The sequence below is a fragment of the Erwinia sp. B116 genome (assembly GCF_002865965.1).
Lineage (GTDB): Bacteria > Pseudomonadota > Gammaproteobacteria > Enterobacterales > Enterobacteriaceae > Erwinia.
On the sequence record NZ_JRZZ01000018.1, the window covers coordinates 40,892 to 55,395 of the forward strand.

Annotated in this window: 12 protein-coding genes and 1 tRNA gene; 2 read left to right on the forward strand and 11 right to left on the reverse strand. The window is 59.1% G+C overall.

What is annotated here, in order from left to right:
- Positions 1-44: 44 nt before the first annotated feature.
- From NV64_RS13660 to nnr, 10 genes are all read right to left on the reverse strand, one after another.
- On the reverse strand, positions 45-245 hold the full coding sequence (locus NV64_RS13660) for a DUF2065 domain-containing protein (RefSeq protein WP_056235415.1): 201 nt from the start codon (positions 243-245) through the stop codon (positions 45-47).
- A gap of 93 nt (positions 246-338) precedes the next feature.
- Positions 339-1,343 carry a protease modulator HflC gene (hflC, locus tag NV64_RS13665; protein WP_056235413.1) on the reverse strand — a complete coding sequence of 335 codons (1,005 nt, stop codon included), beginning with the start codon at positions 1,341-1,343 and terminating at the stop codon, positions 339-341.
- A gap of 3 nt (positions 1,344-1,346) precedes the next feature.
- Positions 1,347-2,597, reverse strand: a complete 1,251-nt coding sequence (gene hflK, locus NV64_RS13670) for an FtsH protease activity modulator HflK (protein ID WP_056235410.1) — start codon at positions 2,595-2,597, stop codon at positions 1,347-1,349.
- A 64-nt stretch (positions 2,598-2,661) separates the two neighbouring features.
- Positions 2,662-3,945 (reverse strand): ribosome rescue GTPase HflX, encoded by a 1,284-nt coding sequence (gene hflX, locus NV64_RS13675; RefSeq protein ID WP_056235407.1) that lies wholly within the window; start codon positions 3,943-3,945, stop codon positions 2,662-2,664.
- Between the two features lie 209 nt (positions 3,946-4,154).
- Positions 4,155-4,466: an RNA chaperone Hfq gene (gene hfq / locus NV64_RS13680; RefSeq protein WP_056235404.1), complete on the reverse strand. Its 312-nt coding sequence runs from the start codon at positions 4,464-4,466 to the stop codon at positions 4,155-4,157.
- 103 nt (positions 4,467-4,569) lie between these two features.
- The gene (gene miaA, locus NV64_RS13685) at positions 4,570-5,520 is read right to left on the reverse strand and encodes a tRNA (adenosine(37)-N6)-dimethylallyltransferase MiaA (RefSeq protein ID WP_056235401.1); all 951 of its coding nucleotides are present in this window, start codon (positions 5,518-5,520) and stop codon (positions 4,570-4,572) included.
- The gene (gene mutL, locus NV64_RS13690; protein ID WP_101506115.1) at positions 5,517-7,622 is read right to left on the reverse strand and encodes a DNA mismatch repair endonuclease MutL; all 2,106 of its coding nucleotides are present in this window, start codon (positions 7,620-7,622) and stop codon (positions 5,517-5,519) included. Before mutL ends, miaA begins: the two co-directional genes overlap by 4 nt.
- A gap of 153 nt (positions 7,623-7,775) precedes the next feature.
- On the reverse strand, positions 7,776-9,470 hold the full coding sequence (gene amiB, locus NV64_RS13695; protein WP_101506116.1) for an N-acetylmuramoyl-L-alanine amidase AmiB: 1,695 nt from the start codon (positions 9,468-9,470) through the stop codon (positions 7,776-7,778).
- Complete coding sequence (gene tsaE, locus NV64_RS13700; RefSeq protein ID WP_056235394.1) at positions 9,467-9,943, reverse strand: tRNA (adenosine(37)-N6)-threonylcarbamoyltransferase complex ATPase subunit type 1 TsaE; 477 nt, start codon at positions 9,941-9,943, stop codon at positions 9,467-9,469. The genes amiB and tsaE overlap by 4 nt, the downstream gene beginning before the upstream one ends.
- The gene (nnr, locus tag NV64_RS13705; protein ID WP_101506117.1) at positions 9,940-11,463 is read right to left on the reverse strand and encodes a bifunctional ADP-dependent NAD(P)H-hydrate dehydratase/NAD(P)H-hydrate epimerase; all 1,524 of its coding nucleotides are present in this window, start codon (positions 11,461-11,463) and stop codon (positions 9,940-9,942) included. The genes tsaE and nnr overlap by 4 nt, the downstream gene beginning before the upstream one ends.
- Here nnr and queG point away from each other — a divergent pair.
- On the forward strand, positions 11,462-12,601 hold the full coding sequence (gene queG, locus NV64_RS13710; RefSeq protein WP_101506118.1) for a tRNA epoxyqueuosine(34) reductase QueG: 1,140 nt from the start codon (positions 11,462-11,464) through the stop codon (positions 12,599-12,601). The two genes, nnr and queG, sit on opposite strands and share 2 nt — an antisense overlap.
- A 313-nt stretch (positions 12,602-12,914) precedes the next feature.
- Here queG and NV64_RS13715 read toward each other — a convergent pair.
- Positions 12,915-12,990 (reverse strand) — tRNA-Gly (locus NV64_RS13715).
- Between the two features lie 287 nt (positions 12,991-13,277).
- Here NV64_RS13715 and NV64_RS13720 point away from each other — a divergent pair.
- Positions 13,278-14,246, forward strand: a complete 969-nt coding sequence (locus tag NV64_RS13720) for a siderophore ABC transporter substrate-binding protein (protein ID WP_082502327.1) — start codon at positions 13,278-13,280, stop codon at positions 14,244-14,246.
- Positions 14,247-14,504: the final 258 nt, after the last annotated feature.

Sequence of the window (14,504 nt, forward strand, 5' to 3'; positions counted from 1 at the left end):
TACTTTTTTGCCGGAGCCGCGCCACAGCGCGCTACAGCTCACACTTAACCGCCGTTGCCCCGGCTGACCATGTAGAAAATTACGGCCCCGGCCACCGCCAGCCCGCCGCCAATACGCCGCAGTAAACTGTCAGGCAGCTGTGCCATCGACAGGATCATCCGCCGCCACAGGCGCGGTACCAGCATCGGCCCCAGTCCTTCCAGCACCAGTACCAGCCCCACAGCCATCCATACCGCTGTATTCATTGAAATGCGTCTCGTAGGTTCACATGATGAGTGGCGAATGTCGCCCATAAAAAAAGGCCGGAAAATCCGGCCTCTGGCAGTCACAGCAAAGGATTAGCGGGCGGTAGCAGACGGATTCTTCATAAAGCGGAAGAAGTCACTGTCCGGGCTCATCACCATCACGTCCTGATTGCTCTTAAAGCTGTTTTCATAGGCGCGCAGGCTACGGATGAAAGCGTAGAAATCCGGATCCTGGCTAAAGGCGTTGGCAAACAGCTTGGCCGCTTCCGCATCACCTTCACCCTGAGTGATCAGCGCCTGACGACGGGCCTCAGCCAGCGTGCGCTCAACCTCGTAATCGGCCTGAGCACGAACCTTGGCCGCTTCTTCCGCACCCTGGGCGCGCTGACTACGCGCGACGGACTCACGCTCGGCACGCATACGGGCATAGATCGCGTCGGAGACTTCGGTCGGCAGGTTGATCTGCTTGATCCGCACGTCCACCACCTGAATACCCAGCGCGGCCATACTGTTCGGGTTGATCGACGGCTCGTTGCCGGTGGTTTCACGCTCTACGCGCGCCGCCACTGAGGCAATCGCATCATCCGCTGCCGGCGTGGCAACTTCATCATCCTGACCGGCACTACCGGTGTTCAGCGCATCACGCACGTCGGTGGTCAGACGGCCGCGGGAATCGGTGACGATATCCTTCACGTCCAGACGGCCAATCTCAGAACGCAGACGGTCACTGAACTTACGCTTCAGCAGCACTTCGGCCTGAGAAACATCACCACCGCCGGTGGCGAGGTAGTAACGGCTGAAGTCGCTGATCCGCCATTTGATGTAGGAATCGACGATCAGATCTTTCTTCTCTTTGGTCACGAAGCGGTCAGCCTGGTTATCCATGGTCTGGATACGGGCGTCGAGGGTCTTCACTGACTCAAGGAACGGGATCTTGAAGTGCAGGCCCGGTGCATACACCAGCGGCTTGTTCTCATCGTCACGCAGAACTTTGCCGAAGCGCATCACGATGCCACGCTGCCCTTCCTGAACCACAAACAGTGACGCGTACAGCACCACCAGCACAACAATCAATAATACGATTAATGGCTTACGCATCGTTTACTCTCTCCCTTCGCGCTGGGTATCGGTACGCTGAGCGTTCACCCGGCGCTGATCCATAATGTCGTCCGGACTGAACGACGTACTGCCCGTGGCGCGATCGTTACTGCCTGAAGATGTCGGCAGACGAGACAGGGGGTTGCTCCCTTCGCGACTGCTGGTCGCTCCGCCGGCCTGTCCACGCATCAGTTGATCCAGCGGCAGCACCATCAGGCTGTTGCCTTTATCGTTAACCAGCACCTTGCGGGTGTGGCCAAGCACGCGTTCCATGGTCTCGATATAGAGACGCTCACGGGTAATCTGCGGTGCCGCTTTGTATTCCGGCAGAATACGCGCAAAGCTGTCGACTTCACCCTGCGCTTCCAGCGTTACGCGGGACTTGTAAGCACGGGCTTTTTCGAGAATACCCTGCGCATCACCACGCGCACGCGGCAGCTTATCGTTGGCGTAGGCTTCCGCTTCACGGACTGCCTGCTCGCGGTTTTCACGCGCGGCGATCGCATCATCGAAGGAGGCCTTCACATCTTCCGGTGGACGCGCGGTCTGGAAGTTGACGTCCAGCAGGGTGATACCCATATCGTACGGGCGCACGGTCTCTTCCAGCTCACGCTGGGTTTCGCTACGCACCACGGTACGCCCTTCGGTCAGGATACGATCCATCGTTGAGCGGCCAATCACGCCGCGCAGCGCGCTGTCGGTGGCCTGACGCAGGCTGTCGTCTGCGCTGGTGACGGCGAACAGATAGCGTTCCGGGTTAGTGACGCGGTACTGCACGTTCATCTCAACGCGGACCACGTTCTCATCGGAGGTCAGCATGGTGCCGGAAGCTGACAGCTCGCGTACCGCCTCTACGTTCACCGCGCGAACCTGGTCGATAAAGGTCGGCTTCCAGTTAAGGCCCGGCTCAACCAGATGGCTGAACTTACCAAAGCGTGTCACCACGCCACGTTCTGCTTCTTTGATGGTGTAGAAACCGCTGGCGGCCCAAATCACCACCGCCGCAACGCCGACAATCCCGACCAGACGCCCGCCGTTACCCGGCCTGCGCTGACCACCGTCACCGTTATCACTATTCTTGTTACCACCGCCCAGGCCACCGAGCTTGCTGCTCAGCTTACGGAAGATATCATCAAGATCGGGAGGCCCCTTATCGCGCCCTCCCTTATTTCCCCCAGAGTTGCCGCCTTGATTATTGCTGCTTCCCCACGGGTCGCGGTCCTGTCCGTTATTCCCGGGCTGATTCCACGCCATGTTTATACTCCATTAATTGTGTGTGCGGTGGTACCCCAGGCCGGGATACGCGTGTCAGGCAAAATCAGTTAACAATGTAATTCGCCAGCGTCGGTTCCTGTTTACACAGGCGTCGCCAGTCGACGATCGGCATACGCACGTGCATTCCCACGCTGCCATCCTCTTCGTTCCACTCTTTTTCTATCGCGTGAAGCTGATAAAAACGGCTGCGCAGCCGCCCCGCTTCCGGCGGCAGACGTAAATCAACCTGAGCGATCTCGCCGGCCAGCCGCTCGGTCAGCGCCTGGAACAGCAGCGGCAACCCGACGCCGGTTTGGGCAGAGAGCCAGACCCGAATGGGCCGGTTCTCTTCATCGCGATCGATACGCGGCTCAAAACCGTCCAGCATATCGATTTTATTCATCACCAGCAGGCTGGGGATCTGATCGGACTCAATCTCTTCCAGCACCACGTTAACCGCCTCGATATTTTCCTCAAGGCGCACGTCGGCGGCGTCAATCACGTGCAACAGCAGCGTTGCCTCGCGCGTCTCCTGCAGCGTGGCCTTAAACGCGGCCACGAGGTCGTGTGGCAAATGGCGAATAAAGCCGACGGTATCGGCCAGCACCACTTCACCGACGTCGGCGACGTCCACCCGGCGCAGGGTCGGGTCGAGGGTGGCAAACAGCTGGTCTGCCGCATAAACGTCGGCAGAGGTTAAGCGGTTAAACAGGGTGGATTTACCGGCGTTGGTATAGCCCACCAGAGACACGGTCGGCACATCGGCCTTGTTACGCGCCTGCCTGCCCTGCTCACGCTGTTTTTCAACGCGGGACAGGCGGGAAAGAATCAGGGTAATGCGGTTACGCAGTAAACGACGGTCGGTTTCCAGCTGAGTTTCCCCTGGGCCACGTAAACCAATACCGCCTTTCTGGCGCTCAAGGTGCGTCCAGCCGCGAACCAGACGGGTGGCAAGGTGGCGCAGCTGCGCGAGCTCTACCTGCAGTTTACCTTCGTGGGTGCGCGCGCGCTGGGCGAAGATATCAAGGATCAGTCCGGTACGGTCAATTACCCGGCACTGACACAGCGCTTCCAGATTACGCTCCTGCGCCGGCGTTAAGGCATGATCGAACAGTACCACCGTGGCACCGCTCTCTTTTACCGCCTCGGCAATTTCAGCCGCTTTACCTTCACCCACAAAATATTTCGGGAGGGGCGCTTTGCGGCTGCCGGTTACGACACGCAACGCTTCCACGCCGGCGGAAGAGACCAGAGATTCAAACTCCTGGAGGTCTTCCATATCCCGATCCTGGGTAAAGTAGATGTGAACCAGTACGGCGTGCTCACCGGCATCATAACGGTCAAACAATATTGCAACCTCTCGGAACCCTGTGAAACCTGATGCGCGATGGCCTTACGGCGTCAAATTCAGATTAATTTGCGCGTTCGGCTCGGCGAACGGCTTGTATGCGCGATTTCGCTCCGCTCCGGGCGAATGAGGAAACCGGCTTAACGTCTTTGCCAGGACGGGGTGTCTGCTGGCTGGCAGAGCCCCGTCATGGTGGGACAGTGACTTACTTACTCAGCGTCGTCATTGTCTTGTGCAGGCTGGGAAGACCCACCCTGATTGCTACCGCCGTGATGATAGTTGCTGCTTCCGCCACCCGCATTGTTGCTGTGGTGGGAGACCGGACGGGACGGGACAACGGTAGAGATCGCGTGCTTATACACCATCTGGCTAACCGTGTTTTTCAGCAAAATAACAAACTGGTCAAACGACTCGATCTGCCCCTGCAGTTTAATGCCGTTGACCAAATAAATTGAAACCGGAACACGTTCGCGACGCAGTGCGTTCAAGAACGGATCTTGCAAAGATTGCCCCTTAGCCATTCTATCTTTTCCTTATATGCTTGTTGTTTATAACTTTAAGAACCTTGCAGTTCGAAATACGACCTAAAAAATTTGCGCACGATAACAAACCAATTGTACACAATCACCCATGCTTAGCACTAAGAACCTGTAGCACGCTGGCATACGCCGCCTCAGGATGTTCGCTGTCAAGCCAGTGAACGTTTTCCCAACCGCGTAACCAGGTTATCTGGCGCTTAGCCAACTGCCGGGTCGCGCAAATTCCCCGATAAACCATTTCATCGTAATCAATTTCGCCCGACAAAAATAACCACATCTGGCGATAACCAACACAACGAATGGAAGGCATATCCGTATGCAAATCACCTCGTGCAAACAGTGCCCGAGCCTCCGCTTCAAACCCTGACGCCAGCATCTGATGAAAGCGCTGCTCAATACGCTGATGGATTAGCTCGCGATTCGCGGGTGCGATAGCAAACTGGGCCACATCATAAGGCAGAGCTTCACCGGATGTTTTCGTCAGTTCCGTTAAAGTTTTACCCGAAATAAAAAAAACTTCCAGTGCTCGCGAGAGTCTCTGGGGATCATTCGGATGAATACGAGCGCCAGCAACGGGATCTATGTCACATAACTGACCGTGCAGCGCTTCCCAGCCCTGCTCACTCGCCATCTGCTCTATACGCTGACGCACTTCAGGATCCGCCGGGGGCAACGGCGACAATCCTTCCAGCAACGCCTTGTAGTAGAGCATGGTGCCACCAACAAGCAGCGGGATGTTGCCCCGCGCGGTAATCTCCGCCATTTCAGCCAGCGCATCACGACGGAATTCGGCTGCGGAATAGCTTTCTGCCGGATCGCGGATGTCCAGCAAACGATGGGGTGCCAACGCCAGCTCATCACTGGTGGGCTTAGCGGTTCCGATATCCATCCCGCGGTAGATCAGCGCAGAGTCCACGCTAATCAGTTCAACCGGCAGGGTCTGGCGTAGCGCCATGGCCAGAGCCGTTTTACCCGAGGCCGTTGGCCCCATCAAAAATATCGCCTTCGGCAGGCCAGCCTTAGATTGTTCACTCATTGCTTCAGGGCGTTCATCGCCATTGTGATATCAACGTCTTGCAATAATCCGGAAGGTGGCGATTTAACCAGCTGCGGGCAGAGACGTTCCACGTCGGCCAGCAGAGCAATCGCCTGCGAGTGATTCCAGTGCGCATGTTCAGAAACCGACTGGCGCGCTAACCACTGCGCCGTCTGGCTGGCTGAAACATCCTCCTGCCGGGCTAAGTAGCCTAACAGTTCTGGAATCAAGTTTTGTAAATTTTGTTGGCGTAATGGTAAAGGCACGGCGCGCAGCATCACCCGCTGCGCGTCGTTGTGCAGATCGATACCCAGCTGGTTGAGCAACCCGGCACAGCGGTTGAGGGTGGCCACTTCGGCCTTATCCAGCTGCAACCGCACCGGGATCAGCAGCGGCTGTGGCTTGAGCCCTTCACTTCCCGGCTCCAGCTGGGCCTGCTTCAGCCAGCGCTCGGCCACGGTCAGCGACAGCAGCGCAAGGTGCTGTTTATTTTCCAGCAGCGCATACTGCTGTTGTACCACCGTCAACACGCGGCCAAAGCTCTGAGAATGGCCGCTTAACGGGGCGTCGACCGCTGCCGTGGTACGCGGCGCAGTGGTGGCGGGCGGGGAAGGAACATCAGCCTGCGGATAAGGCTGCTTCGGCTCTTCTCCACGCCCCGCCGCCGGCGTGGTCATCAGCTGGCGGTACAACGCTCCTTCGCGCTGCTGATACTGCGGCAGCTGGCCGGGCCAGCCCGCCTCCGTGGCGGCGGCAGCCCCGGCGCGGCTGCCGTTGTCTGCATGTGTCGTTGGGTAGGTTCGTGCCTGTATGCCTGCCTCAGCACCTGTGTCTGCGCCTGCATTTGTGCCCGCATCTGAATTTGTGTCTGCAGTTGTGCCTGTACCTGCATTTGTACCGGCACCCACATTTGCGGCTGAACCTGGCCTGGTGTCTGTTCCGGTAGCGGCATCGGGCGCGGGTGCGGCGAACCCGCCCCGTTCTGTATCACCGCGGTTTCGCCCGGCGGCCGGTGATGCAAAGTGATTCTCTCCCGCCGCCTGACGGTTTTCCGGCTGCCAGCGTTCGGACGACTGCGCAGCAACGTCTGGCAGCGTGGGCGCTTCACAGGCCTGCAGCACGCTGATCACGCCCTGGTAAATAAAATCGTGCACCAGCCGCGACTGATGGAAGCGCACCTCATGCTTGGCCGGATGCACGTTGACGTCAACCTGGTGCGGGTCGATCTCCAGATAGAGCACATAGGCCGGTTGATGGCCATCGCCGAGCTTGTCCTGATAGGCCTGGCGAATCGCATGGCCGATGAGCCGGTCGCGCATCATGCGGCCGTTGACATAGCAGTACTGCAGCTCGCTCAGCGCCTTCGACCCGACCGGATCGGCCACCCAGCCCTGCAGGATCAGATCGCCATGCTGCCATTCAATGCGCAGCGCATGGCTGATAAAGGTGGATCCGCAGATCGCCGCCAGCCGCCGTTCACGCTGCGTGGGATCGCTGGCACCGCGATACTGACGCACCAGCTTGCCGTTGTGGCTGAGGGAGAAAGCCACGTCGAAGCGCGCCAGCGCAATACGGCGGATCACTTCATCAATATGGGTAAATTCGGTTTTCTCGGTGCGCATAAACTTGCGCCGCGCCGGGGTGTTGTAGAACAGGTCCAGCACTTCCAGCGTGGTGCCCTGCGGGTGGGCGGCCGGTTTCAGGGTTACCGCCTGGTCACGCCCTTCGGCGTAAGCCTGCCAGGCTTCGCTCTGCTCCGCCGTACGCGAGGTCAGCAGCAGGCGCGACACCGAGCTGATGCTGGCCAGCGCCTCACCGCGAAAACCGAGGCTGGCGATCGCTTCCAGATCGTCGAGAGTGCTGATTTTACTGGTGGCATGACGCGCCAGCGCCATTGCCAGCTCCTCTTTACCGATGCCGCAGCCGTTATCGCGAATGCGGATCAGCTTAGCCCCCCCCTTCTCGATATCGATATCGATGCGGGTCGCGCCGGCATCCAGGCAGTTTTCCACCAGCTCTTTCACCACCGACGCCGGGCGCTCAACCACCTCACCGGCGGCAATCTGATTGGCAAGCTGGGGGGGTAAGATCTGAATGGGCATCATCACTCCTCAATTATTCCATCGCGGCATTGACCGGCAGTACGCGGTGCTTAAGCCAGCGTCCGTCTCCGGCCGGGCGGCTGCAAGGGGGCCAGCCCGGATCTTCTCAGTGTGCACCCGGCCAGGAAACCGGGAACCGCCACGTTCAGCCGCTCAGGATGCCGGAATGGTCAGCGTCTGCCCCAGCATCACGTTCTGCGACTTCATTTTATTCGCCTGCTGGATCGCCTGCGGGCTGACGCCGTAGTGCGCCGCGATCGCCGTCAGCGAGTCACCGCGCACCACCTTATGCCGCTGGGCGCGTTTCGGTCTGGCGTGGTTTGCTGCCTGTGTTACCACGCGGGCCGTCTGCGCCCCTGCCGGCACCTTCAGCCGCTGACCAACCCATACCACATCTTTCTTCAGCGTATTCATACCGCGCAGGGTGGCCATGCTGGCACCGTACTGCGCGGCGATACCGGACAAGGTTTCCCCGCGCTTAACCACGTGACGCTGCACGGCACCGGTGTAGACGGTGCCAGCCGGGGCCGGTTCAGGCTCTGCATTAACCGCCGCTGCGGACTGCAACGGTCGGTTTTCCTCCTTTGGGACGGATTGTAGCGGGTGCGCCAGGAAGTAGTTGCGCAAGCCTTTATAGATCGACTCGGCAATCTTCTGCTGGTATGCGCTACTGCCAAGCAGTCGCTCCTCCGAAGGGTTGCTGATAAAGCCGGTTTCCACCAGCAGGGAAGGAATATCCGGCGAGCGCAGGACGCCCAGGCTGGCATGTTCCGGTCGGCGCTTGTGCAGCGCGCCGACGCGCTGCAGCTGAGCAATCACTTTTACCGCCACGTCGTAGCCTACACGCTGTGAGTGGCCGAACTGCAGGTCGAGCACCGCCTGGCTGAGGTACGGGTCTGCCTGGCTGTTGGCCAGCAGGTCGCCGGCACCGCCCAGCAGTTCGGACTGTTTCTCGTGCTGTTCCAGCCAGCCGGCCATTTCGCTGTTGGCGCGACGGTTAGACAGCACCCACACTGAGGCACCTGACGCGCTGCGGCTGGGGGCGGCATCGGCATGGATCGACACCAGAAGATTCGCATTCTGCTTGCGCGCCACGTCGGAACGCCCCATCACCGAGATAAAGTAGTCGCCGTCGCGGGTCATCACCCCCTTAAACATCGGGTCGGCGTTCAGCAGCTCTTTCAGCTTGCGGGCGATGGCGATGGTAACATTTTTCTCTTTTAGCCCGCTGGGCCCGATGGCACCCGGGTCCTGACCGCCGTGGCCGGCATCAATCGCCACGATCGCCACATCGCTGCTGCTGGCACGGGAGGTACGCGGACGTGCAACCTGGTTACCGCTGGTGACGGTGGTCACCGGATTTGCGCCAAACGGATTTTTCGCCGGTTCACTGCTGACCGGTGCCGGACGTGAGGTACCCGCACTGCTGACCGGGGCCGGACGTGCGGCCGGTTTCGCCGGCTGGCGGCTGCTGATGGTAAACACCACGTTATAAGTGCTGCCGTTGCGCTGGGTTACCGCGCGGGTTTTACCGGCTTCCGTCAGCTCAAACACCAGACGGATGCTCTGGCTGTCTTTCGCCTCGCTGGAGCGGATGCGTTTAACCAGGTTCTCGCCGCTAAATTCGAGCGGTAGCCCCTTCACCACGCCGCTCTGGCGGATATCCAGCACCACCCGCTCCGGGTTATGCAACGGGAAAAAGGCGTACACCGGCTGCCCGGCAAAGCTGAGTTTTACCGTGGCTTCGTTGCTGCCGTTAGCCACCTGAATATCCGAAAGATTGGCCGCCAGCGTACTGAAGGTGCAGCACAGCAGCGCCAGCATCAGCCAGGACTTCACCTGCCTCATGCTTCCCCCTCCGCGCGCGCGAACTGCTGCAGCATCTGCTCACCGTTAGCCGAGCGGGCACGCAGCTCGGCCTGGCGCGCGTGGCCCTGGTAGCTGAGATGCAGTTCGAGATCGGGTTCAGGCAGCACGCCGGTGCCCTGCTGCGGCCACTCGACCAGACAGATACTGTCGTCACCGAAGTAGTCACGGATGCCCATAAATTCCAGCTCTTCCGGATCGGCAAGGCGGTACAGGTCAAAATGATAGACGCGGCGATCGGGCAGCACGTAGGGCTCCACCAGCGTATAGGTCGGGCTTTTTACGTTGCCCTGATGCCCCAGCGCCTGCAGGAATCCACGGCTGAAGGTGGTTTTTCCTGCACCGAGATCGCCATAAAGATAGAGGGTCGCCGCGCCATCACAGGCGCGGGCCAGCCGGGCACCCATTGCGAGAGTTGCTGCCTCATCGGGCAACGCGATTACACAGGTCATCATTCTTTTATATTCGACATCTCAGGATTAACAAACAGATACAGCCAGGAGAACAGATCGGTTGCCAGCATACCACGCGTACCATAGCGCCGTGCTACCGCGTCTGCCGCTGCGCCGTGCGCGACACAGCCCGCGCAGGCTGCGTCAAACAGTGAGAGCCCTTGCCCCGCCAGGCTGGCAATAATACCGGATAACACATCGCCCATGCCGCCGCTGGCCATGCCGGCATTGCCGACATCGGCAATCGCCAGCGCCCCCTGCGGCCCGGCAATCAGTGTGCCGGCACCTTTCAGCACCACCACGCCGCCATAGCGTTTTGCCAGGCGCTGTGCCGCAAGTAAGCGGTCACTCTCAATTTCGCTAACGTTACTGTTCAGCAAACGCGCCGCTTCACCCGGATGTGGCGTAATAATGCGATTTTGACGTTTATCGGGGCTGATTGCCAGCAGGTTAAGCGCATCGGCATCCCAAAGCATCGGTTTGTTTGAGTTTTCGACCTTCTTTAAGGCCTTTTTACCCCAGTCGCGCTGTCCCAGTCCCGGACCGATGACGATCGTATCGGCCCATTCCAGGCCGTCATCCAGCGTCTGTGCGTCCAGCTCCTGCACCATCAGCTCCGGGCGGGCGGTCAGCAGCGGCGCCACATTATCTTTGTGAGTAAGTACTCGCACCAGGCCTGATCCTGCGCGCAGCGCCGCTTCAGCGGCCATACGTATAGCACCCGCCGTACCGTGATCGCCGCCGATTACCAGCAGCTTACCGTGATCGCCTTTGTGTGAGGTGGCTTTGCGCGGCTGCAGCCAGCGCGTGAGGTGCGTTGCGTCAAAGCGGGCGATGGCGGGAGGCTGACTGGCCAGGAATGCTTCCAGTCCCAGCGCGTGATAATGCAGCCGGCCCCGGTAGTCGCGCGCTTTTCCGGTCAGTAGCCCGGGCTTAAGGGCGATAAAGCTTAGCGTATGCGTAGCGATAATCGCCGCACCGGGCGTTGTACCGGTAGTGGCCGCTAACCCTGAGGGCACATCCACGGCAAATACCGGGGCCGGATGGCCGTTTGCCCGCTCAATCAGCCGCGCGTAAGGTTCAGCAGGGGCGCGGTTCAGCCCACTACCGAGCAGCGCATCGACGATAACGTCCACACTCTGCGGCCAGGCCGCCGATGCTGCGTGGATCACACCGCCCGCCGCCCGCCAGGCTTCCCGTGCCTGCCGGGCTTCCTCGGGCTGCGACGTATCACTCTCCACCGCCAGCAGCGTCACGCTGATGCCCGCTGCCTGCGCCAGCCGCGCCACCACATAGCCGTCGCCACCGTTATTACCGTGGCCACACAGCACCAGCCAGTGACGGCTATCGGGCCACAGGCGCTGCAGTGCGCTGAACGCCGCCTGCCCGGCGCGCTGCATCAGTTCATACAGCGTCAAACCCAGGCTGTCCGCCCCTTCGCGCTCCAGCCGGGCAATCGCCTCCACAGGCCAGACAGATTCAGGTAAACTTAACGGGTCTTCCAGCTGGTTCAGGTTATTCATGTCGCATCCTCTCGATCTCCATCAACTCGCCCGGGATATTAAACAGTGGGGGCTTGAACTCGGCTTTCAGCAGGTCGGTATCACCGATACCGATTTAACGCTGGAGGAGCCGCGCCTGCAGGCGTGGCTGGATAAACAATACCACGGCGAGATGGACTGGATGGCGCGCCACGGTATGATGCGCGCCCGCCCCCACGAACTGCTGCCCGGCACCCTGCGGGTGATCAGCGTTCGTATGAACTATCTGCCGGCCAAAGCCGCCTTTGCCAGCACGCTGAAAAACCCCCGTCTGGGCTACGTCAGCCGCTACGCGCTGGGCCGCGACTACCACAAAGTATTGCGCAATCGCCTGAAAAAGCTCGGTGATATGATCCTTGAGCGCTGCGGCGACGCGCAGTTCCGGCCGTTTGTTGACTCGGCCCCGCTGCTGGAGCGCCCGCTGGCGGCCAAAGCCGGGCTGGGCTGGACCGGTAAACACTCGCTGATCTTAAACCGTGAAGCCGGATCGTGGTTTTTCTTAGGGGAACTGCTGATCGACCTGCCGCTGCCGATTGACAGTCCGGTGGAGGAAAACTGCGGCCGCTGCGTCGCCTGCATGACCACCTGCCCGACCGGTGCCATCGTCGAACCCTACACGGTAGACGCGCGTCGCTGCATCTCCTATCTGACCATCGAGCTGGAAGGGGCGATCCCGGAAGAGTTCCGCCCGCTGATCGGCAACCGTATCTACGGCTGCGACGACTGCCAGCTGATCTGCCCGTGGAACCGCTATGGCCAGCTGACAGATGAAGATGATTTCAGCCCGCGCGCGGTGCTGCACGCGCCGCCGCTGACCGAGCTGTTTGCCTGGGATGAGGCTAAATTCCTGCGCATCACCGAAGGCTCGGCCATTCGCCGGATTGGTCATCTGCGCTGGTTGCGCAATATTGCCGTCGCCCTGGGTAACGCACCGTGGGATGAACACCACCTGCAGGCGCTGGAAAGCCGCCGCGGCGAAAACACGCTGCTGGATGAGCATATTGCGTGGGCTATCGCCCAACAGCTGGCCCGCCGGGAGGAAAATGCGGTAGAGGTGCAAACCAGCCAGCAAAAACGCCTGGTACGGGTAATAGAGAAAGGATTACCCCGTGATGCTTAATTGCGCAAGGTGACGAATTTCAGCCACGCGAAAACTATCCACACGCTGTGAATAAAATTAAAAAAGCGTTGTCATTCAACCGGGACAAAAAGCACAAGCGATCTGCATAACAGAATGAAACATTAACAATAATAATAAAAACAGTATGTTACGCAGAATATGTAAGAATTTACTGAGATCGTGGAAAAAACCACTGCCAGCGTAAGCTGTGGATAACTCTGTTTACGATTTTTCACTATCCGGATCGACAAGACCACCGCACGGCGCCCGGCGCTGTGGATAATTATGCTGCGTATTGAGAAAGTTTATTATCTGGAGCGGGAAACGAGACTCGAACTCGCGACCCCGACCTTGGCAAGGTCGTGCTCTACCAACTGAGCTATTCCCGCTTGGGTGGTGCAATCAAACATTTGGTAATTCTTTGATTCGATTCATCTTTTAATTCCTGAATCAGGAATGGGCGCTATTATGGCGTGCCGGGGCGGCGCTGGCAAGCCCTGATAACGGCTTTTTTCACCGATCCGTGCTGACTGCTATAAAAACCTCCAGTTTCGCCATGTTACGGCGAAAATCTCGCCATTTTCGCCCGGTTTACCTGGGCGCTGTACATCCTGAATGAAATCCGTATTATTTATTGAGAACGATTATCAATTACACTTACATAGGATGTGACTATATGCCTCTCTCACGTTTGACCCGTGCCTGTCTCGCCAGCTGCCTGTTACTGACCGCCGGTGCCGGTTTCACCACTATCGCCACCGCCGCCACTCCTTCTGCTGCTTCCGACAGCGTAGCAATTACCGACAGCATCAATACCCAGACCATTAAGAAGAACCCGAAGAACGTGGTGGTCTACGATCTGGCAATACTGGAGATCCTCGATGTGCTGGACGTGAAGGTTTCCGGCCTGTCGCTGCCACAGAAAAAAGGCAGCTTCCCGCCGTTCCTCAGCCAGTATGAGTCCGGCCCTTACTACAACGCCGGTAATCCGTTTAAGCCGGACTTCGAGGCGTTGCGTAAAGAGAAGCCGGACCTGATCATCGGCGGTGAGCGCGCCTTTGAGTCAACCGACAAGTTCCGTGAAATTGCGCCGACGCTGGATCTGACCATCGACCACCCGCATCTGCTGCAGAGCCTCTCACAGCGCACTCGCTCGCTGGGTGAACTGTTTGATAAGCAACCGCAGGCTACAGCTGCGATTAAGGCGCTGGAAGACGATGTGAATAAGGTGCGCCCGCTGGCGGAGAAGGCCGGGACCGCGATGACCATCCTCACCACCGGCGATAAGCTGATGGGCTACGGCAGCGGCGGCAAGTATGGCTTTATCGCCGACTTTATCGGCTTTAAGGATGCGACGCCGTTAACCCATAACAGCCGCTTCGGCGAAGTGATCGACAGCGCCCGTATCGCCAAAGCCAATCCGCAGTGGATCTTCGTTATTGACCGCGACTCGGTGCTCGGCAAAAGCCCGGACTACAGCAACGCGAAAAAGCTGCTGGATAATGCCGATGTTAAAGGCACCGATGCCGCCAAAAACAACCGCATCATCTACCTGAACGCGCAGGAAATTTACGGCTCCGGCGGTATCACCACCTACCGCAACCAGGCGCAGCGGATTTACCAGCTGCTGAAAGACGCGAAATAAGCGCAGGCGTTACAGAAAGGGCGGTGGCAGCATCGCCCGTTTAGCCACGTCATGACCTGAATGCGTCGTTACGCCAGTGCCTGATGCACGCAGATAGCGGATGGCACAGCGCTGTGGCTGAGAAACAAAAAAAGGCCCCCGAAGGGACCTTCTTTCGCATCCGGCAGACTACAATCTACCGGATTAATCTGGAGCGGGAAACGAGACTCGAACTCGCGACCCCGACCTTGGCAAGGTCGTGCTCTACCAACTGAGCTA

Bases quoted from the DNA above. Each gene is read 5' to 3' on its own strand.
- NV64_RS13660 (WP_056235415.1), bottom strand. From the start codon at position 245: ATGAATACAGCGGTATGGATGGCTGTGGGGCTGGTACTGGTGCTGGAA.
- hflC (WP_056235413.1), bottom strand. From the start codon at position 1,343: ATGCGTAAGCCATTAATCGTATTATTGATTGTTGTGCTGGTGGTGCTG.
- hflK (WP_056235410.1), bottom strand. From the start codon at position 2,597: ATGGCGTGGAATCAGCCCGGGAATAACGGACAGGACCGCGACCCGTGG.
- hfq (WP_056235404.1), bottom strand. From the start codon at position 4,466: ATGGCTAAGGGGCAATCTTTGCAAGATCCGTTCTTGAACGCACTGCGT.
- miaA (WP_056235401.1), bottom strand. From the start codon at position 5,520: ATGAGTGAACAATCTAAGGCTGGCCTGCCGAAGGCGATATTTTTGATG.
- mutL (WP_101506115.1), bottom strand. From the start codon at position 7,622: ATGCCCATTCAGATCTTACCCCCCCAGCTTGCCAATCAGATTGCCGCC.
- amiB (WP_101506116.1), bottom strand. From the start codon at position 9,470: ATGAGGCAGGTGAAGTCCTGGCTGATGCTGGCGCTGCTGTGCTGCACC.
- tsaE (WP_056235394.1), bottom strand. From the start codon at position 9,943: ATGATGACCTGTGTAATCGCGTTGCCCGATGAGGCAGCAACTCTCGCA.
- queG (WP_101506118.1), top strand. From the start codon at position 11,462: ATGTCGCATCCTCTCGATCTCCATCAACTCGCCCGGGATATTAAACAG.
- nnr (WP_101506117.1), bottom strand. From the start codon at position 11,463: ATGAATAACCTGAACCAGCTGGAAGACCCGTTAAGTTTACCTGAATCT.
- NV64_RS13720 (WP_082502327.1), top strand. From the start codon at position 13,278: ATGCCTCTCTCACGTTTGACCCGTGCCTGTCTCGCCAGCTGCCTGTTA.